This is a genomic window from Paractinoplanes polyasparticus (assembly GCF_019710575.1).
In the GTDB taxonomy this organism is placed as follows: domain Bacteria; phylum Actinomycetota; class Actinomycetes; order Mycobacteriales; family Micromonosporaceae; genus Actinoplanes; species Actinoplanes polyasparticus.
The window spans coordinates 40,520-58,456 of the sequence record NZ_JAHWFK010000001.1; the positions used below are offsets into that span (position 1 = coordinate 40,520).

14 protein-coding genes are annotated in these 17,937 nt (G+C 67.9%); 7 read left to right on the forward strand and 7 right to left on the reverse strand.

Annotated elements, in window-relative coordinates:
* Nucleotides 1-24: 24 nt before the first annotated feature.
* Nucleotides 25-2,670 (reverse strand): cellulose-binding domain-containing protein, encoded by a 2,646-nt coding sequence (locus KXC43_RS00175; protein ID WP_221373781.1) that lies wholly within the window; start codon nucleotides 2,668-2,670, stop codon nucleotides 25-27.
* 371 nt (nucleotides 2,671-3,041) lie between these two features.
* On the opposite strand from KXC43_RS00175, the gene KXC43_RS00180 reads away from it, so the two are divergent.
* The 4 genes from KXC43_RS00180 (at nucleotide 3,042) to KXC43_RS00195 (ending at nucleotide 8,050) form a co-directional block, all read left to right on the forward strand.
* Nucleotides 3,042-4,406: a UDP-glucose dehydrogenase family protein gene (locus KXC43_RS00180; RefSeq protein ID WP_221373782.1), complete on the forward strand. Its 1,365-nt coding sequence runs from the start codon at nucleotides 3,042-3,044 to the stop codon at nucleotides 4,404-4,406.
* 290 nt (nucleotides 4,407-4,696) lie between these two features.
* The gene (locus KXC43_RS00185) at nucleotides 4,697-6,064 is read left to right on the forward strand and encodes an ABC transporter substrate-binding protein (RefSeq protein WP_221373783.1); all 1,368 of its coding nucleotides are present in this window, start codon (nucleotides 4,697-4,699) and stop codon (nucleotides 6,062-6,064) included.
* A 133-nt stretch (nucleotides 6,065-6,197) separates the two neighbouring features.
* The gene (locus tag KXC43_RS00190) at nucleotides 6,198-7,139 is read left to right on the forward strand and encodes a carbohydrate ABC transporter permease (protein ID WP_221374692.1); all 942 of its coding nucleotides are present in this window, start codon (nucleotides 6,198-6,200) and stop codon (nucleotides 7,137-7,139) included.
* The gene (locus KXC43_RS00195; protein WP_221373784.1) at nucleotides 7,136-8,050 is read left to right on the forward strand and encodes a carbohydrate ABC transporter permease; all 915 of its coding nucleotides are present in this window, start codon (nucleotides 7,136-7,138) and stop codon (nucleotides 8,048-8,050) included. The genes KXC43_RS00190 and KXC43_RS00195 overlap by 4 nt, the downstream gene beginning before the upstream one ends.
* A gap of 76 nt (nucleotides 8,051-8,126) precedes the next feature.
* Here the strand turns inward: KXC43_RS00195 and KXC43_RS00200 are convergent, their stop codons facing one another.
* Entirely contained in the window at nucleotides 8,127-8,453 is a 327-nt protein-coding gene (locus KXC43_RS00200) for a hypothetical protein (RefSeq protein ID WP_221373785.1), read from the reverse strand.
* 58 nt (nucleotides 8,454-8,511) lie between these two features.
* Between KXC43_RS00200 and KXC43_RS00205 the strand changes: the two genes are divergently transcribed.
* Entirely contained in the window at nucleotides 8,512-8,937 is a 426-nt protein-coding gene (locus KXC43_RS00205) for an ester cyclase (RefSeq protein ID WP_221373786.1), read from the forward strand.
* A gap of 8 nt (nucleotides 8,938-8,945) precedes the next feature.
* Here the strand turns inward: KXC43_RS00205 and KXC43_RS00210 are convergent, their stop codons facing one another.
* Nucleotides 8,946-11,837 (reverse strand): TIR domain-containing protein, encoded by a 2,892-nt coding sequence (locus KXC43_RS00210; protein WP_308128900.1) that lies wholly within the window; start codon nucleotides 11,835-11,837, stop codon nucleotides 8,946-8,948.
* A gap of 57 nt (nucleotides 11,838-11,894) precedes the next feature.
* Nucleotides 11,895-12,722, reverse strand: coding sequence for an SAM-dependent methyltransferase (locus KXC43_RS00215; RefSeq protein WP_221373788.1), 828 nt, complete (start codon nucleotides 12,720-12,722; stop codon nucleotides 11,895-11,897).
* Between the two features lie 70 nt (nucleotides 12,723-12,792).
* Here KXC43_RS00215 and KXC43_RS00220 point away from each other — a divergent pair, with 70 nt between their 5' ends.
* Nucleotides 12,793-14,103, forward strand: coding sequence for a hypothetical protein (locus tag KXC43_RS00220; RefSeq protein WP_221373789.1), 1,311 nt, complete (start codon nucleotides 12,793-12,795; stop codon nucleotides 14,101-14,103).
* On the opposite strand, the gene KXC43_RS00225 is transcribed toward KXC43_RS00220, so the two are convergent.
* The gene (locus KXC43_RS00225; protein ID WP_221373790.1) at nucleotides 14,087-15,469 is read right to left on the reverse strand and encodes an APC family permease; all 1,383 of its coding nucleotides are present in this window, start codon (nucleotides 15,467-15,469) and stop codon (nucleotides 14,087-14,089) included. The genes KXC43_RS00220 and KXC43_RS00225 overlap by 17 nt on opposite strands.
* An 80-nt stretch (nucleotides 15,470-15,549) precedes the next feature.
* On the opposite strand from KXC43_RS00225, the gene KXC43_RS00230 reads away from it, so the two are divergent.
* Nucleotides 15,550-15,969, forward strand: coding sequence for a universal stress protein (locus tag KXC43_RS00230; RefSeq protein ID WP_221373791.1), 420 nt, complete (start codon nucleotides 15,550-15,552; stop codon nucleotides 15,967-15,969).
* Here KXC43_RS00230 and KXC43_RS00235 read toward each other — a convergent pair.
* Entirely contained in the window at nucleotides 15,966-16,499 is a 534-nt protein-coding gene (locus KXC43_RS00235; RefSeq protein WP_308128901.1) for a pectate lyase, read from the reverse strand. The genes KXC43_RS00230 and KXC43_RS00235 overlap by 4 nt on opposite strands.
* 303 nt (nucleotides 16,500-16,802) lie before the next feature.
* Nucleotides 16,803-17,750: a phosphotransferase gene (locus KXC43_RS00240; protein ID WP_221373793.1), complete on the reverse strand. Its 948-nt coding sequence runs from the start codon at nucleotides 17,748-17,750 to the stop codon at nucleotides 16,803-16,805.
* Between the last annotated feature and the right edge of the window lie 187 nt (nucleotides 17,751-17,937).

The window sequence follows — 17,937 nt, forward strand, 5'->3', positions numbered from 1 at the left end:
AGTTCCTTTCCGTGGGGAGGCGCGCTACGCCGGGGCGCAGGTGACCGGGGAGGGGACGGGATTGGCGCTGCCGCTGAGGCCTCCGAGGAAGCCGAAGGTGGTGCTCGCGCCCGCGGCCAGGGCGCCGTTCCAGGAGGCGTTGCGCACGCTGACCGCGGTGCCGGTCTGCGTGTGGGCGCCGCCCCACAGCTGGGAGATGGTCTGGCCGCCGCCGTAGGTCCAGCCGACGGTCCACGCGGCGGTCGGGGACGATCCCGTGTTCTTGACGGTCACCTCGCCTTGGAAGCCGCCGCTCCAAAGGCCGGTCACTTTGTACGTTGCCTCGCAACCACCCGAGGGAGGCGGCGTCGAGGTCGGCGGCGGGGTGGTCGGCGGCGGGGTGGTCGGCGGCGGGGTGGAAGTCGGTGGCGACACCGTGGGCGGCGTGGTGGGGGTCGATACCGGGTCGGCGTAAAGGATTCCGCGCCCGTTGGTGCCGAGGTAGACCCGGCCGTAGACGCGGGGATCGCCGGCCAGGGCGTCACCGGCGTTGCCGTACTGGTGCTCGTCGTCGTTGATCCGCACCCAGCTCGTGCCGCTGTCGCCGGAGCGGAAGACGCCGGTCACCCCGTCGACCGTGCCGACCAGGAAGACCGTCGGGCGGGTGGAGCCCGGCGCCGCCTTGCCGAACGCGACGTTGATACCGGCGGTCACCGAAGCGATCCGGGTGAACGACGCTCCGGAGTCGGTCGAGCGCAACAGTCCGCTCTCCCCCGCGAACCAGACCTCACCCTGCGCGCCGGGCACCGCCTTGAAGTGCAGCCGGCCGGCCCCCGGGAGGGTGGCCGCCGAAGCCGTGAACGAGGCCCCGCCGTCCTTGCTGGTGTAGAACTTTCCCGCCGCGTACGCATAGAAGGTTCTGGGGTCGACGCGGTCGCTCTCGACGATCGCGCCGGCCGGGATGCCGCTCGAGGCCGTCCACGAGCTGCCCCGCGTGGTCGAGTGGTGGACGCCCACCCCCTGCGGCGACCACACCATCGCGGTGGCGTCGGCGCCGACGGCGATGGTCCCGCCCCCGGTCACTCCGGACGGTTCCTGGCCCTGGTACCAGTTCTTGCCGCCGTCGGACGAGATGCCGATGTGCGGGGCCACGTCCGCGTTGCCGACCCGGGCGAAGACCGCCGGGCTGAGCTCGGCGAAGTCCAGCGACGTGTTGCTGCCCAGCGCCGGCGTGTCGTGGAAGTTCGGCTGCACCGTGTCGAGCGACGCGTGATGGAAGCCGCCGATGTCGCCCAGCGCGCTCACCAGTGGCGCCCCCGAGGGTGGACTGGCCAGGTCGAGGACGGCCGTCTCCTCGAGGCCCCGGGCCATCGGCTTGATGGTGAACGTGGTGTTCCTGTCCCAGTTGGTCAGCTCGGTGGTGCCGTAGATCGTCGCGCCGGTGCCGTAGAGCATGCGGTCGGAGTCGAACGGGTCGATCTCGAGCGACTCGTTCATCCAGCCGAGCTTCGGCGTCGACTCCGGCGGCTGCGGGTTGGTGTTGAAGTCGAGCCACGGGTTGGCCGAGATGTCCATGGAGTAGCGCTTCGACACCGACGGGTAGCCGTCGAAGTCCCAGATCCGGGTCCAGGTGGCGCCGTTGTCGGTGCTGCGGAAGAAGATCGCGTCGGGCCACCACGAGATCTGCGTGGCGACCATGAGCGTGCCCGGTTTCTGCCGGTCGACGGTCAGGCCCGAATATCCGTAGTACGGCGAGGCCGAGGCCGGCGTGGGCGAGATGTCCGTCCAGGCGCCGGTGGTCGTGTCGAACCGCTGCACCTGACCCGCGCCGCCGTCGTACGGACCGCCGGTGTCGCTGGTGGCGATGAACAGATGGTTGCCGGCGACGACGCCCTTGTGTGCGAGGTAGCCGGTGGGCTGGCCGGGGATGCGCTCCCAGGTCGCGCCGCCGTCGAGCGAACGGTAAACGGGGTTCTGCTTGTCCGCCACGCCGACGTAGATCTGGTTCGCGGCGCCAAAGGTCACCCAGGTCAGGCCCTGGTTCTGGCTCAGATAGCCGTTGGGGTCGGCCGGGTCCTGCACGTAGTTGCCGGCGTTCGGGAAGTTCGTCACCTTCGCCCAGGTCGCGCCGTGATCGGTGCTCCGCCACAGCCCGTTTCCACCCTCCGCGGCGAAATAGACCTTCCGGTTGTCGTGCGGATCGACCGCGAGCCGCTCCCCCATGCCCCGGCCCGGCATGTTGCCGCCGTTCTTGAACGGCAGGACGGCCGTCTGCCAGGTGTTTCCCTTGTCGGACGAGCGCAGGATCGCCCCGTTGTCCGGGTCCCAGCTGTTCGTGTACATGCCGACCGCCGCGTACACCCGGTTCGTGTCGACCGGGTCGGGCGCGATGCTGAGCACGCCGTTGTAGCCCCAGTCGTCCTGTCCCACCCAGTCGAGCAGCGGCGTCCAGCTCTGGCCGCTCTGGTTCCAGCGATAGGCGCCGCCGATGTCGGTGCGGGCGTAGATGAGATCGCGCTCACCGGGGTTGAAGACGACCCCCGGCACGAAGCCTCCGCCGTCGATGCGGACGTTCCTCCAGACGTACGGGTCGGACGCTGCCGCGGACGCGCCGAGCGGCCGCGCCAGGGCGACAGCGGCCGAGCTGAGCAGCACGGCGGTGACGACCGCGGCAATGGTGGATCGACGCATCCAAGAGCCTTCCATCGACGAGCTTCCACATGGGAGCGCTCCCAGCAGCGTCGTGGGCCCGACATCTTTCTGTCAAGCCCTGGAAACCAGGAGTTGACAATCGTGCATATCTTGGCCGGCCTGCTGTCCGCCGGCGGCATGATCACGCGCGGGGCGGGTACCGGCCCCGCACAGGCGCGGCAAACCGCGGCGGGCATTCGGGTTTCTCAATAGCTAAATGAATCGGAACAACACGCGGCAACTCTAAGGAATGAACCGATAACGGTACGTCAGGGATTTGCGCGACGTTTTTCTACGCTGTGTATCATCTGGCCGTGATTACGGGAGCGGACCCGCGTCCCCCAGCGGAGCCCGCAGCGGAGGAGCATTTGATGAAGGTTTGTGTTGTGGGCACGGGCTACGTCGGTCTCACCACCGGAGTGAGTCTGGCCTTCCTGGGACACGAGGTGACCTGCGTCGACCTCGACCAGGAGAAGGTCGACATGCTGCGGGGCGGGCGCTGCCCGATCTACGAGCCCGGCATGGAGGAGCTGCTGGCCGAGGCCGCGCAGAACCTGACCTTCACCACCAGCTACGCCGAGGGCGTCCCCGGCGCCGACGTCGTCTTCGTCGCCGTGCAGACCCCGTCCGCCCCCGACGGCAGCCCCGACCTGCGCTACCTGCGCTCGGCCGCCGAGAGCGTGGCTCAGAGCCTCGACCACGAGTTCACCGTCGTGGTCAACAAGTCGACCGTTCCGATCGGCAGCGGCAACTGGGTCGACGCGATTCTGCGCGATTCGTTCGCCACCCGCACCGACCGCCCCGAGAACTGCGAATTCTCGGTCGCGTCGAATCCGGAGTTCCTGCGTGAGGGCAACGCCATCCACGACACGCTGTTCCCCGACCGCATCGTCATCGGCTCGGACAACCCGCGCGCGCTCGAGGTGCTCAACCAGCTCTACCGCCCGCTGATCAACCAGACCTTCACCCCGCCCTCGTTCCAGCCCCGGCCGGACGACACCACGGCCGTCCCGCTGGTGTCGACCGACCTCGCGTCGGCCGAGCTGATCAAGTACGCGGCCAACGCGTTCCTGGCGCTCAAGATCAGCTACGTGAACGAGATCGGCCAGCTGGCCGGCAAGGTCGGCGCCGACATCACCGAGGTCGCCCGCGGCATCGGCCTCGACCAGCGCATCGGCTCGCGCTTCCTCGAGCCCGGCGTCGGCTGGGGCGGCTCCTGCTTCGGCAAGGACACCAAGGCCCTGATCGCGACCGCGTCCGAGTACAAGTACGACATGCCGATCGTGCAGGCGGCGCGCGACGTCAACCAGCGTCAGCGCGAGATCGCGGTCGAGCGGCTGCAGAGCGAGCTGCGCATCCTCAAGGGCCGCAAGATCGGCCTGCTGGGCGTCGCGTTCAAGCCCAACACCGACGACCTGCGCGACTCGCCCGCCCTCGACATCGCGAGCCTGCTGGTCGCCCGGGGCGCCCGGGTCAAGCTGCACGACCCGATCGCCGGCGACCGTTTCCGCCGCGAATACCCGGAAATGGCCCCGCACCTGAGCGACACGCTCGACGGCGTCTTCGACGACTGCGACGCCATCGTCCTGGTGACCAAATGGGCGCAATATCTCGAACTCGACTGGGGCAAGTTCGTCGGTCTCATGCGGACGCCGATCGTCCTCGACGGCCGCAACGTGCTCGACCAGGAGCGCATGGAGCGGCTGGGCTACAAGTACATCGCGATGGCGGGCTGACGCGCCGCCGCATCCACCGATCAGACCACCCCGCCTCGGAGATTCGTCGATATCCGAGGCGGGGTGTTCTGTCTGAGGCTAGGGTCCAGATGAGGCGCTTTTCGCGGCCTGAGCAGGGGCTCCACCTTAACCGGTTAAGGTCATCGGAGCAGCGACGCCGTATCGTTACCGAGTCGATCAAGCGGAAATCATTGCGCAACGTGCCGGTTACCTCTTGACTGTGATCCAAGTAGCGCTTCGGACGGCGACGTCTCCGGACGTCGGAAGCGCGATTTGACATAGGGAGCGGTATGTTCGGTCAACCTACGAGCCCGCGCATTCGGGCCGCGCTCGCCGGCACGCTGAGCGCGGGGCTGGTCTTCGGCCTCGCAGCTTGCGGCGGTGGCAGCGACGACGACAGCGCGAGCACCGACGCTTCGGCGTCGGCAATCGACTGTGCGCCATACACCAAATTCGGCGACCTCAAGGGCAAGACGGTCACGATCTACACGGGCATTGTGACTCCGGAGGACACTCCGCACATCGAGTCGTACAAGCCCTTCGAGAATTGCACCGGCGCCACGATCAAGTACGAGGGCGACAAGTCGTTCGAGACGCAGATTCTGGTGCGGGCCCGCGCCGGCAACCCGCCGGACCTCGCGATCGTGCCCCAGCCGGGTCTGGTCAAGCAGCTGGTGGCCACCGGCAAGGCCGTGGCCGCGCCGGCGGACACCGCCGCCAACGTGGACAAGAACTGGGACAAGGCCTGGAAGGCCTACACCACGATCGACGGCAAGTTCTACGGCGCCCCGCTGGGCGCCAGCGTCAAGTCGCTGGTGTGGTATTCGCCCTCCGAGTTCAAGGACTCGGGCTACACCGTTCCGACCACGCTGGACGAGCTGAAGGCTCTGTCCGACAAGATGGTGGCGGACAAGAAGAAGCCGTGGTGCGCCGGCATCGGCAGTGGTGACGCGACCGGTTGGCCGGTCACCGACTGGATGGAAGACTTCATGCTCCGGACCAGCGACCCGGAGACGTACGACAAGTGGGTCAGCCACGAGATCCCGTTCAACGGCCCCGAGGCGACGGCCGCGCTCGACGCTGTCGGCGGTTACCTGAAGAACGACCAGTACGTCAACGGCGGTCTGGGCGACGTCAAGAGCATCGCCACCACCACCTTCCAGGACGCGGGTCTGCCGATCCTGGACGGCACCTGCTCGCTGCACCGCCAGGCCAGCTTCTACGCGGCCAACTTCCCCAAGGGCACCAAGGTGGCCGAGGACGGCGACGTCTTCGCGTTCTACCTGCCCGGCAAGGACGCCGCCACCAAGCCGGTTCTCGGCGCTGGTGAGTTCGTGGTGGCCTTCGCCGACCGTCCCGAGGTTCAGGCCTTCCAGACCTACCTCTCGTCGGACGTGTGGGCCAACACCAAGGCGAAGCTCTCGTCCGGCTGGGTCAGCGCCAACAAGGGCCTCGACCCCAACAACCTGACGAACCCGATCGACAAGCTCGCCGGCACCATCCTGCTCGACCCGAAGGCGACCTTCCGCTTCGACGGCTCGGACCAGATGCCGGCCGCCGTGGGCTCGGACGCGTTCTGGAAGCAGTCGACGCAGTGGATCACCGGACAGGACACGGCGACCACGCTGAACAACATCGAAAAGGCGTGGCCGAAGTAGTTCCCCAGCACTGCCGGGGCCGGTCGGAGCATTTCCGACCGGCCCCGAACCTCTCTCTCCTTTTCCAGCGCACAAAGGAGGTCCGGGTCGCGTGTTCAACACCGCCTCCACCACCCCCGAGAAAATCCTTCAGATGCTCGCGGCGCTTCTGCTGTTCGCGGCTGTCATGGGTGTCATCCTCTTCATCGCCGGCCGGTTCGGCGGCAGGAAGGGCGACCGGGTGGTCGCCTACCTCTACCTGCTGCCCGTCATCCTGCTGCTGGCGGTCGGCCTCATCTATCCCGGCCTTCGCACCATCTACCAGTCGTTCTTCGATGCCGCGGGCGACGCGTTCATCGGATTCGACAACTACAGCACGATCTTCACCGACCCCGACCAGCTCACCGTGCTGCGGAACACGGTGTTCTGGGTGGTGCTCACCCCGTTCGTGGCCACCGCGATCGGCCTGGTCTACGCGATCCTGGTCGACAAGTCGCGGTTCGAGTCGTTCGCCAAGACCCTGATCTTCCTGCCCATGTCGATCTCGTTCGTGGCCGCGAGCGTGATCTGGAAGTTCATGTACGAGTACCGCCCCGACCAGGGCAACGTGAAGCAGATCGGCCTGATCAACCAGTTCATCGTGTGGTTCGGCGGCAAGCCGGTGCAGCTGCTCATCGAGTCGCCGCTCAACTCGTTCCTGCTCATCGTCGTGATGATCTGGATCCAGGCCGGCTTCGCCATGACCATCCTGTCCGCGGCCATCAAGGCCATCCCGGACGACATCATCGAGGCGGCCCGCCTCGACGGCGTGAACGCGTGGAGCATGTTCCGCAAGATCACGCTGCCGAGCGTGCAGCCGACCGTCGTCGTGGTGCTCACCACGATCGGCATCGGAACGCTGAAGGTCTTCGACATCGTGCGGACGATGACCGGCGGCAACTTCAACACCAGCGTCGTGGCGAACGAGTTCTACCGCCAGACGTTCAACGCCGACAACCAGGGCCTGGGCGCCGCGCTCGCGACGCTGCTGTTCCTGCTGGTCATCCCGATCGTCTGGTACAACATCCGCTCGCTGCGTCAATCGGAGGCACGATGACCACCGCCACTCCGGTGACGACGACTCCCCCGCTCGCCGCCGACAAGCTGTCCGCGTCCCAGATCGCCAAGAAGCGCCTCAGCTCGCCGTGGGCGTCCCTCGCGGCGATCGTCCTGGCCGTGCTGTGGACCCTGCCCACCTTCGGCCTGCTGGTCTCCTCGTTCCGTCCGGAGCGGGCGATCAAGACGACCGGCTGGTGGACGTTCTTCAGCAATCCGACGCTCACGCTGGACAACTACCGCGGGGTCTTCGGCGAGGACGGTGGCGTCAACCTGGCCGCCTTCTTCGTGAACTCGCTGATCATCTGCATCCCGTCGGTGCTCATCCCGATGTCGCTGGCGGCCCTGGCGGCGTACTCGTTCGCCTGGATCAACTTCCCGGGCCGCAACGTGCTGTTCCTGGTCGTCTTCGCGCTGCAGATCGTTCCCCTGCAGGTCACGCTGATCCCGCTGCTCGAGATCTTCGTGAACGTGAACCTGAGCGGCACGTTCTGGACGCTGTGGCTGTCGCACTCCACCTTCGCGCTCCCCCTGGCCATCTATCTCCTGCACAACTTCATGCGGGAGGTCCCGGCCAGCTTGATCGAAGCCGCCCGGGTCGACGGCGCCGGCCACGTCTCGATCTTCTTCAAGGTCATGCTGCCGCTGCTCACTCCCGCGCTGGCCGCGTTCGGCATCTTCCAGTTCCTCTGGGTCTGGAACGACCTGCTGGTCGCGCTGGTGTTCGCCGGCGGTGGTGACGAAGTCGCCCCGATCACCCTGCAGCTGGCCAACCTGAGCGGCACGAGAGGCACGGCCTGGCAACTGCTCTCGGCCGGCGCCTTCGTCTCCATCATCGTGCCCGTGACGGTGTTCCTGCTGCTGCAGCGCTACTTCGTGCGCGGCCTGATGTCCGGCAGCGTCAAGGGCTAGCCACCCGCTCTCACCAGGGCCGCGTCCACGTCCGGGCGCGGCCCTCGCCCTTCCGCCGGTCCACTAACAGGCGCTGTCAGCGGCCCTGCCGGACCGCCGCCACGCCCAGCATCACCAGGGCGGGCAGATAGACGAGGCCGACCGAGGCGATGCTGAAGAGCACGAACCCGGCCAGAAGAGCGATGCTCCCCCACACCAGGATGCGCTGCGCCCGGGCCAGCACCGCCAGAAAGCTGAGCAGGACCGGAACCGCGAGAAGCCCGACGACCCAGGCGCCCTCCTGCCGGAGCAGGCCGGCCGGCGGCACCAGCAACGCGATGCTGACCGCCACCGAGTAGAGCGCCGCCGAGAAGAACCAGAACCCCGCCGAGGCCCGCGTGGGGCGCCTGCTCTCCGCATCCATGCCCGACATTGACTCACGGGCGAACTGGCAGAATCCTGTGGCCAGGCATGATCACCCCATGACCCTCGAAGACACCTACCGCGCGTACCTGCGGGCCCTCAACGACCGCCGTCTCGACGACTTGGCCGAGTTCGTGCACGACCGGCTGACCTACAACGACAAACCGATCACCCGAGCCGAGTACGCCGCCCTGATCGCCCACGATCTGGCCGCCGCCCCCGACCTGTTCTACGACGCCAGGATCATCGTCGCCACCGACACGCGGATCGCCTGTCGCATCCTGTTCGTCACCACCCCGCAGAGCGACTTCCTCGGGTACCCCGCCGCCGGCGTCCGCCTGACCTTCGCCGAACACGTCTTCTACGACTTCGTCGACCACCGCATAGCCGCCGTCACGTCCCTCATCGACCGCCACGCGATCCAGTCCCAGCTGCGGAGCACTTCGTTCCGAGGGAGCTTCGCGGGGCCGGACGCCGCCCCGTAACGCTTCCCTCATCGGCATGTCGACTCACGCGACCGGTTCGGACCGACATGGGTGTTCCATTCCTGCGTGGTGAGCTGCCGGTGTGTGATCGCGCAGGCGTGCATCCGCCACGCGGCAGGTCGAGCGTCCCAGACGGCCACCAACTCGGATGTTGGTGCGATAGCGAAGCTGCCCCAGGCGAGCGTGTTGTCGGGACTGAATGCCAGACTCGACAGTCCGTCCAGCGTTCCGGTCAACACATGGCCGAGCATCTGCCGGTCCGCTACGTCCCAAATTTCCACGGTCCGGCCGGCAGCAACCGCCAGCATCGTGGCATCGGTTGAAAATGCCACCGCTCCGAGATCGGCCTTACCTCGAGCGAGCGGCTCCCCTGACCGTGCTCCGCGCCGCACATCCCACAGAACGACCCGACCGTCGACGCCGCTTGAGGCCAGCACCTTTCCGTCCGGGCTGAATGCGAGGTCGCTGACGCCGCCGGGATGCGCGGCGAGTGATAGTGCTGTCGGTTTGGGCGCATCCGGGTCTTGAAGAAGGATCCGGCCGTCCTCACCAGCGGATGCCAGGAGGGTGCCGTTCGGCTGGAAGGCCAGTCCCGTCACCGCCCCCTTGTGACGGATGAGAGCGGACTCTGACCGCTTGAACGTGCTCGCGTCCCAGGCGAGGATTCTGCCGTCTGATCCGCTCGACGCGAGCAGATCACCTCGCGCGTCGAAGGCCACACCGGTGACACTCCCCGTGTGACCTGCCAAGTCGGGTGCCATCCGGCGCCAAGTGCGTGCGTCCCACAGTCGGACGTGTCCGTCGCTCATCCCAGCCGCCAGAACCGCACCGTTGGCGGTGAACGCCAGGCTTTCGAAGAACAGGTCCTCACCCACCGTGATCGGATTTCTGGCGGTCCGTCGGGTCCGCGGATCGAGCACCTCGATGCGGTCCATGACAGCCGCCAAGACATGGCCGTTCGGGGCATGGACTATTGCGCCGGCAAACTCGCTCGCTCCTTCGAGGAGGCCACGTCCCAGCCGCATCGATCGGCTGAAGTCCCAGCGCGCTGCAGCGCCCTCCGTTGTGGCGGAGACCATTTCGATACCATCGGATCCGGCGGCTAGATCGACAACCACGCCCTGGCTCGGCAGCAACTCGCCGATCTGATGGTGGTCAGTGACATCCCACCGGGTCAACCTGCCCTCGCTGTCAGCCGCGACCAACTCAGGGCCCCAAGTTCCATCGACGAACTCAAGAGCGGTTACCGGCGGCCGCACACCGGCGATGTCTCCCAACCCTGCTAACGGTTCGTGGTCGGATGTCCGCCAGAGGCCAACCCCTCCGCCGCCTGCGCCACCGGAGGCGAGGAACTCTCCGTCCGGGCTGAATGCCAGCACGCTCACCTGCTGGCTGTAGTCGCCAACCGGTACTTCGATATTCGGACCGACCGGCCGTTTGCGGCGAAGGTCAAAGAACCGGACGCCCGCTTCCAGGCCGTACGCAAGGGTTCGCCCATCGGGGGTGATCGCGATGCTGTGGACTTCTCCACCCGGCAGGGAAAGCGGCGTTGACGTCCTGCCGTTCCACAGCGTCGCCACCCCTTCGCCAAAGAGAGCCACACGGGACCCATCGGCATTGATTGCGGCATGATCGATCGGCAACGAGGTGGCCTTCGATCGCCGTATGACAGCGCGATCCCGCACGCTCCACCGGGTGATCTCGCCTCGCGCATCGACCGAGGTGATGACCGACGCATCGAGGCTGAAACTCATGCTGATCACCTTCGCCCCACGGCCGGCAAGCTTGCCGGTCGGCCGAGCGGTCCGCTTGTCCCACAGCACCACATCGCCGTCGTGAGCGGTGGCCACGATGTGGAGGCGAGCGGCCACGGCTTCCGCCGGAAGGTCGCCGTAAGGGAGGAAGTCGATGAGCTCGGGTAGATACTCCACTCCGCCCAGCAGTGCACTACGGGCCTCGGCAGTGTCCCTCACGTCCAGTGCCGCCATGCTGAGCAACAACGATCGATCGAGCCGGACGGGCCGGTCGGCTACCGAACGGGCGGCAAGCATGCGGGACAGCGCGATGTCGCGCTCTTCCCGTGCGCGGTCGCGCTGAATCACCGCAGCCCATGCCGTGACCGACACCGTCAACGAGAAAGCGACGAGCGCCGCGACAAGCGAGTGGAACAAGCGCCGAGTGCGGCGGTACTGACGTACATCCTCACCAATGAGGTCGTCCTTGGGCCGCTCGTGAACGCTCGCGGCCAGATCGGCTACGAGCTCACGGAAGTGAGGATTGCGTACAGAGACATCGGCCATGGTGGTGGCCCAGCGCGCGTCGACGTGCCTGGGCTCCTCGGTCAACCATCCGCGTAGAGCCGGCGGCAACGCTGTCGTTTGCGTCCAGTCGATCTCCTCGGCCACTGCATCCCAACACAGATCGCCATTGGTGAGCACGATCAGAAGCCGGTCTTTGCCGCCGAGTTCACACCATGTGCTGACCTCACGGTTCACCCAGGACGACGCTGCTGCTCGCGGAGAGGCGAGCAGAACGAACCACCTCGATGACCGAAGCGCCTGCTCGATAGACCCCCACAGGTGCGGACTTGCGGACAGGCTCGAGTCGTCACGAAATACGCGGAGCGCCCGGACTCGATACCACGGCTTTGCGAAGCCGTGCAGGCCCGTACGCAAAGCCGACGCGAGCCGTCCGTCGGCCGCGTGGCTGTACGAGAGGAAGCAGTCGTAGCGCTCCACAAGGGCGATTGGACTGCGCTTCCCACGTCGACGCCATAGACGTGCCAAAAGGCGACATGCGTCTCTCCATGCCACTCGAGCCCGACCGCGGTGCGCCTCGCTCGGCCGGGGCAACAGCGTGCCTGTTCCCGGCGACTTCAGCGTTGGCACGGAAGGCCTCACAGCCGTGCCGCGCCCGACAAAAACGCCGTCGCGTTGACGCCAACGGGAGAGCGCGGGTCAGAGTTTGCGGGCAACCGCGCCGTAGACGGAGACGTGCTCGGCCGGGGGCGGGGTGACGCCCGGGTCGGGACGCCATTGGCTGACCACGGTGAGGCCCGGCTCGATCAGTTCGAGGCCGTTGTCGTCGAGCAGGCGGGCGACCTGCGCGCCGGAGCGGCCCTCGAAGCTGCTCGCGCCCCGCACCTTGCCGCTGGTGAGCGCGGCCGCGATCTCGGGCGGCAGGAAGTCGGCCGTGGCGTGGGTCAGGGCCAGGAAGCTGCCCGGCGGCAGCGCCCGCACGAGGGTGGCGATCGCCTTGTCCGCCTGGTCGTCGTCGTGCACGAAGTGCAGCACCGCGATCAGCATCACCGCGACCGGCCGGCTCAGGTCGAGGGTGGCGACCAGGTCGGCGTGGCTCAGGATGCTTTCCGGGTCTCGCAGGTCGGCCGAGATGTACGCCGTGCGGCCCTCGGGGGCGCTGGTGAGCAGCGCGCGGGCGTGGGTGAGCACGAGCGGGTCGTTGTCGACGTAGACGACTCGGCTGGACGGCTCGATGCGCTGGGCGACCTGATGGGTGTTGTCGGCCGTCGGCAGGCCGGTGCCCACATCGAGGAACTGCCGGATGCCGTGCTCCTGGGTGAGCACGCGGACGGCGCGCTGCAGGAAGCGACGATTCTCGACCGCGGCCGTGCGGATGTGGGGGAAGACCGCCTCGATCGCGTCGGCCGACTCGCGGTCGGCGGCGAAGTTGTCCTTGCCGCCCAGCCAGTAGTTGTAGCGGCGCGCCGGATGAGCGGTCGAGGTGTCGACTGTGGAGTTGTCGTTGCCGCCCGTCGCGTCAGTCACGCGCTGACCCTACCGGGTCGACCGCGCGGATCGGGGGCAGGCGGGCGCGGGGCCGCTACCGTGAGCATCGATGCTCATCATCAAGGTGCTGATGATCGCCGTGGGCGCGCAGTTCGCGGCGACGGGAATGTTCGACGTCTGGTGGGGGTCCCGATTCCGGGACGGACATCCGCTGCCGCTGCGGATGGGGCTCACCACGCGGGGCACGCGGCTGGTCAACCGGGAATGGGGAGCCCGGCTGATCGCCGGCGGGAGCCTTCAGGTTCTGCTGTTCGGCCTGGTGGCTGTGGCCGGGGCGCTGTGGCTGGTGCGCGACGACCGGATGACGATCGGGGCCTACCAGGTTCGGCTGTTCTCGCCGTCGTCACACCTGTGGCTGGACGCGGCCGAGATGTTCACCCTGCTCATGCTCGCCCTCTTCGTGCAGCAGAACTCGGCCTTCCTGTTCCGGGAGCGCCGGCCCGAGCCGCCCCGATTGAGCTCCTGGACGCCCTTCTCGAAGGGACAGTCACGGCGTATCGGAAGGTTGTGGATTCTCTGTGGAACCCTTTGGTGCCTTCTGGTGGCGGGGCTCTGCGTCTTTCTGACCGTGCGTCTGATGACGGGTGACACCGAGGGTGCGGTGATGGTGCTGACTCCGGCCGTCGTCGCGCTCTCGGCGCCGGCGTACGTGATGGGGTTGAATTTGCGCCGCCACGGGCGCCGCCATCTGGCCCGGGTGCTCGACTCGCCGACCGCGATCGGTGACGAGCCCTTCGTGCTCTACCTACGCAGCTTCGTCGACGATGCGCTGCTCGACGCGCCGCAGGAGCGCCCGTCCATGCCGGCGCTCACCCAGTTCCTGGTTTCCGGCCGCAGCGAGGAGGAGCAGATCGCCCGGGCCGTACGGCGGATCGGGCCGCTGGTCGCGGTCGGCGAGCCGGGCGAGCGCCTGCCCTACGCCGGAGCCGACCGGGTCTACCTGCCGCTCGACGACTGGCAGAAGCCGGTCAGCGACCTGATCCGTAAGGCGCGGCTGGTGGTGCTGTCGGCCGGGACGAGCGAGGGCACCCTGTGGGAGCTGCGCGAGTGCATGCGCCTGCTGCCCCCGAGCCGGCTGGTCCTGCTCGTGCCGCTCGAAGCCGACGCGTACGAGAAGTTCCGGCGGGCGGGCGGTGCGCGGATCCCGCGCTATCGACCAGATCCGAAGATCAAGAATCCGATGCTACGGTCCCGCTTGCAGGCTCTGATCCGCTACGACGACGGGTGGCGGCCCACGTTCGTCTGGCTCGAGTCGGAGGCCATGCGCATCAGCCGGGCCCCGCTCTTCCGCGACATGGTGTACGTGGCCCTCAAGCACGCCCTGGCTCCGAGCGTCGCCCGCCTCACTCGCGCAGATTAGTGGGGTCGATCGTCGTGTCCTCGTGGCGGACGTTGCGGTTGTAGAGCCAGGTGATGAGCCACAGGACGACGCCGATGACGAGCAGGATGCCGGCGATGCGGTAGTCGCCCGCCGCCCGGCCGGAGAGCGGGCTGGCCAGGTAGGCACAGGCGACGGCGCCGATCACCGGGATGACCGTGGGCGCCTTGAAGTGGTCGTGGTCGACGGGGTCGCGGCGCAGCACCAGGACGGCGATGTTGACCACGGTGAACACGCAGAGCAGCAGCAGCGACGTGGTGCCGCCCAGCGCCGACAGATCGGCGAACCAGATCAGCCCGAAGGCGATCAGCGTGGTGAAGACGATGCCGACCCATGGCGTACGGCGGCCGGGGTGGACCCTGCCCAGGACGCGCGGCAGCACGCGCTCGTTGGCCATGCCGTACAGCAGCCGGCTCGCCATCAGCATGTTGATCAGGGCCGAGTTGGCCACGGCGAACATCGTGATGAACGCGAAGATCCACAGCGGGAAGCCCGCCGCGCCCGCCTCGACGACCTTGAGCAGGGGTGCGTCGCCCTCGCCGAGTTCCTCCGGCGACACCAGGGCGACCGACGAGATCGAGACCAGTACGTAGATGACACCGGTGATGCAGAGCCCGGTCAGCATCACCTTCGGGAAGATCCGTACGGGATCCTTGGTCTCCTCGGCCATGTTGACCGAGTCCTCGAAGCCGACCATGGCGAAGAACGCCAGCGCCGTGGCCGCGGTGACCGAGAAGAACGCCGACTCGCCCTCGGCCGCGGTGAAGTCGGTGAGCCGCGACAGGTCGCCGTTGCCCCCGCCCAGCGCCCACGCGCCGATGCAGATGACGATCAGCAGACCGGTCAGCTCGACGCAGGTGAGCAGCACGTTGAGCTTCACGCTCTCGCCGACGCCACGGAAGTTGACCAGGGCGATCAGCAGCATGAAGCCGAGCGCGATGCCGGTCAGCGCGGCGCCGTCGCCCAGCGACAGGTCGAACGCCTCGTCGAAGTTCGACGCGAACGCCTTGGACGCGCTGGAGGCCGAGGTCAGGCCGGAGCACATCACGGCGAAGGTGACGATGAACGTCAGGAAGTGGATGCCGAACGCCTTGTGCGTGTAGAGCGCGGCGCCGGCCGCCCGTGGGTACTTGGTGACGAGTTCGAGGTAGCTGAACGCGGTCAGCAGCGCGACGACGAACGCGCAGAGGAACGGCAGCCACACCGCACCGCCGACGTCCGCCGCGACCCGGCCGGTGAGCGCGTAGACCCCCGTGCCGAGAATGTCGCCGACCACGAAGAGCAGCAGCAGCCCCGGGCCCATGACGCGCTTGAGCGCGGGTTGCTCGTGCGTTGTGACGTCCGCCATAACGGCAAGGCTGGTACACAACTCGGGTTCTGTCGAGTCAGAACTATCGACGAGTCGCGATAAGCCGGTAACGTCAGGTGATGCGCATCGTCGTCGCCGCCAAGCCCGAAGCCGACCAGCCGTGGCTCGCCGACGCCGTGATCGGCCTGGCCAAACAGACCGGAGCCACGGTCGCGGTCGTCGCCGCCGACGAGGTCGAGCTCGAACGGCTGGCCGCCCTGCCCCGCAAGGTCTTCGCCGACAACGCGTACGCGTCGGCCGCCTCCTTCGCCCGCCGCCTGGCCGAGGCCGGGGTCGAGGCCAGTGTGACGGTGCTGTCGGGCCGCCCGGTCCCGGCGGTGCTCGAGTTCGCGAAGCAGCACAACGCCGACCTCGTCGTGGTCGGCTCGAGCACCCGCCCGAAGGTGGCCGAGCGGCTGCTGGGCAGCGTGCCGCTCGACCTGATCAAACAATCACCGAAGCCGGTGCTGGTGATCACCCATCCGGGCCATCCCGCCTAGGAACCTTCGACGCCGGTCGCCACGCAGCTCGTGCCGTCCGGCCCCTCGCCGATCTTGGTCGGCTCGTCGCCCGTGTCGTTGCCCTCGAACAGGTCGCACAGCCCGATCTCGCCGCCGACCAGCCGCACGCCGTCGATGGTGAGCCGGTCGCCCAGGTTCACGTTGATGCCGGCCAGCGTGTCACCCGGTGTGTTCGCCGTGATGTTCTCCATCCGCACAGTCCGGGCCGCCTGCGTCGAACAGTTACCGCACGACCGATACAACTTCCCGAAGTCGGACACCTCGAAGTCACGGATCGTCACCGACCCCCCGGCACCCCGATTGTCCTGGAACACCTTGTCGTCGGCCGCCGCCGCGCTGCCGCCCGCGATGACGACGGTCGCGTTCGCGCCGCGGAAGGTGGCCGCGTCCTCGCCGACGTCCTCCCAGTGCACGTTGCTGAGCGTGCAACTGCCTGCGCAGTGGACGCCGTCGGCAGCCGGGCTGCCGAGAATGACGTTCTGCAGGGTGGCGCCCGACTGGCCTTTCACTATCAAGCCCCCACAGCCGACAGTTGTCGCACGGAGGTACGCATCAACCGAGTGGGTGGTTCATCGCTCCGACCGGCGTTCACGAACGCAAGATTCAAGATCAGGCTGTCGTAGCGGGGTGGGTGGTACGGACCGCAACTCCCGTCGAGGGCCGCGGCGGGGCGAGCAGGGCGCTGGCGCGCCCAGAACGCTCACCCCACCACGGCGACCTGCGTGAGTGGTTGCGCTCCTCCAGCCCAGCAAATCTCTCCGTTGTCATCCACCTTCGGGTGCGGTTGACCCGGGCGCTGCGACGACGACGGCTCACGGTTGGCGGAAATCCAGCCAGCGGAGCAGGTGGAACGCTTGAACTCGCTGCATGTCGCGGAGGCCGGGCACAGCGGGCAGGTCGGGGAGGTGGCCTTCACGCCACGCGCGCCCGGCCAGACCGGCCAGCGCCACATTCACGTGATCGTCACGAGCGCCGGCCCACGGGGAGTTCCGCAGAAGGGCCTCCGGGTCGTGGCCGCAGGCGGCGACGTCGGGGGCCAGTCGTACCAGGTCCATCCAGCCCGGCGCGGTCCACAGGTGCGTCCAGTCCACGATGCGGAGCCGACCGTCCGGTTCGCGGATGACGTTGTCGCGGCGCAGATCGCCGTGGTGCAGCGCGCGACCGGGCCGCAACACCGAAGACCAACGGCTCTCCAGCTCGGCGAGCAGCGGCAGCGGAACGTCAACCGGAAGGGCCAGGTCCCGCACATGATCGACCGTGGGCAACACGCACGGCCCCGATCGATCGGGCGACGACGGTGCGGTCAGGGACTGCCACGTGCCGAGCAGTGGAACAAACGCCTCGGCGTACGGTGACGTGCCCGCCACCGGGCAGGGCTCAGCACGCTCACGCAGACGGCCGAGGAGCGTGAGCAGGGGCCGGATGTCGCTCGGCTCCCACCTCTCGACGGTCACCCCCTCGATGACTTCGTAGACGGCCACCCGCCATTCTCCGATCGAGGCCGAGCCGACCAGCCGCGGCCCGATGTCCCCCACGACGTCGGCCAGGACGACCCCAGCCTCCACCGCCTCACCCAGACCCGCACCCACGGGCGCCGCCTTCACGAACCGCCTCACGCCCGCTCGTCCGGCGACGACGGAGGCGATCGAGGGAGTGAAACCGCCCTGGGCCGGCCGCTCGGTCAGCACCGCCGTGCCGAGCAGCTCGGCAACCGTGTCGCGCACGGCAGCCGGCGCCTCGGACAACCGTGGACGCGTCATCCGGCCGGCGCCGCGCAGCTCGGACGGATGGTCTGCTCGGCAACCGACGCGTGCTTGCCGGCGTACGCGCAATTGGCCTTGCACCCCGTGGCCATCGCCCAGCCCCGCACGAGCGCGCTGCCCATCTCCACCCACTCATCACAACCCACAGCCTGATCACCTGTCGAAGTGTTTATCCGCCTCGTAC

Coding starts and splice junctions, on each gene's coding strand:
- KXC43_RS00185 (WP_221373783.1), top strand. CDS start 4,697: ATGTTCGGTCAACCTACGAGCCCGCGCATTCGGGCCGCGCTCGCCGGC.
- KXC43_RS00175 (WP_221373781.1), bottom strand. CDS start 2,670: ATGCGTCGATCCACCATTGCCGCGGTCGTCACCGCCGTGCTGCTCAGC.
- KXC43_RS00200 (WP_221373785.1), bottom strand. CDS start 8,453: ATGGATGCGGAGAGCAGGCGCCCCACGCGGGCCTCGGCGGGGTTCTGG.
- KXC43_RS00190 (WP_221374692.1), top strand. CDS start 6,198: ATGCTCGCGGCGCTTCTGCTGTTCGCGGCTGTCATGGGTGTCATCCTC.
- KXC43_RS00230 (WP_221373791.1), top strand. CDS start 15,550: ATGCGCATCGTCGTCGCCGCCAAGCCCGAAGCCGACCAGCCGTGGCTC.
- KXC43_RS00205 (WP_221373786.1), top strand. CDS start 8,512: ATGACCCTCGAAGACACCTACCGCGCGTACCTGCGGGCCCTCAACGAC.
- KXC43_RS00220 (WP_221373789.1), top strand. CDS start 12,793: ATGCTCATCATCAAGGTGCTGATGATCGCCGTGGGCGCGCAGTTCGCG.
- KXC43_RS00195 (WP_221373784.1), top strand. CDS start 7,136: ATGACCACCGCCACTCCGGTGACGACGACTCCCCCGCTCGCCGCCGAC.
- KXC43_RS00240 (WP_221373793.1), bottom strand. CDS start 17,750: ATGACGCGTCCACGGTTGTCCGAGGCGCCGGCTGCCGTGCGCGACACG.
- KXC43_RS00180 (WP_221373782.1), top strand. CDS start 3,042: ATGAAGGTTTGTGTTGTGGGCACGGGCTACGTCGGTCTCACCACCGGA.
- KXC43_RS00225 (WP_221373790.1), bottom strand. CDS start 15,469: ATGGCGGACGTCACAACGCACGAGCAACCCGCGCTCAAGCGCGTCATG.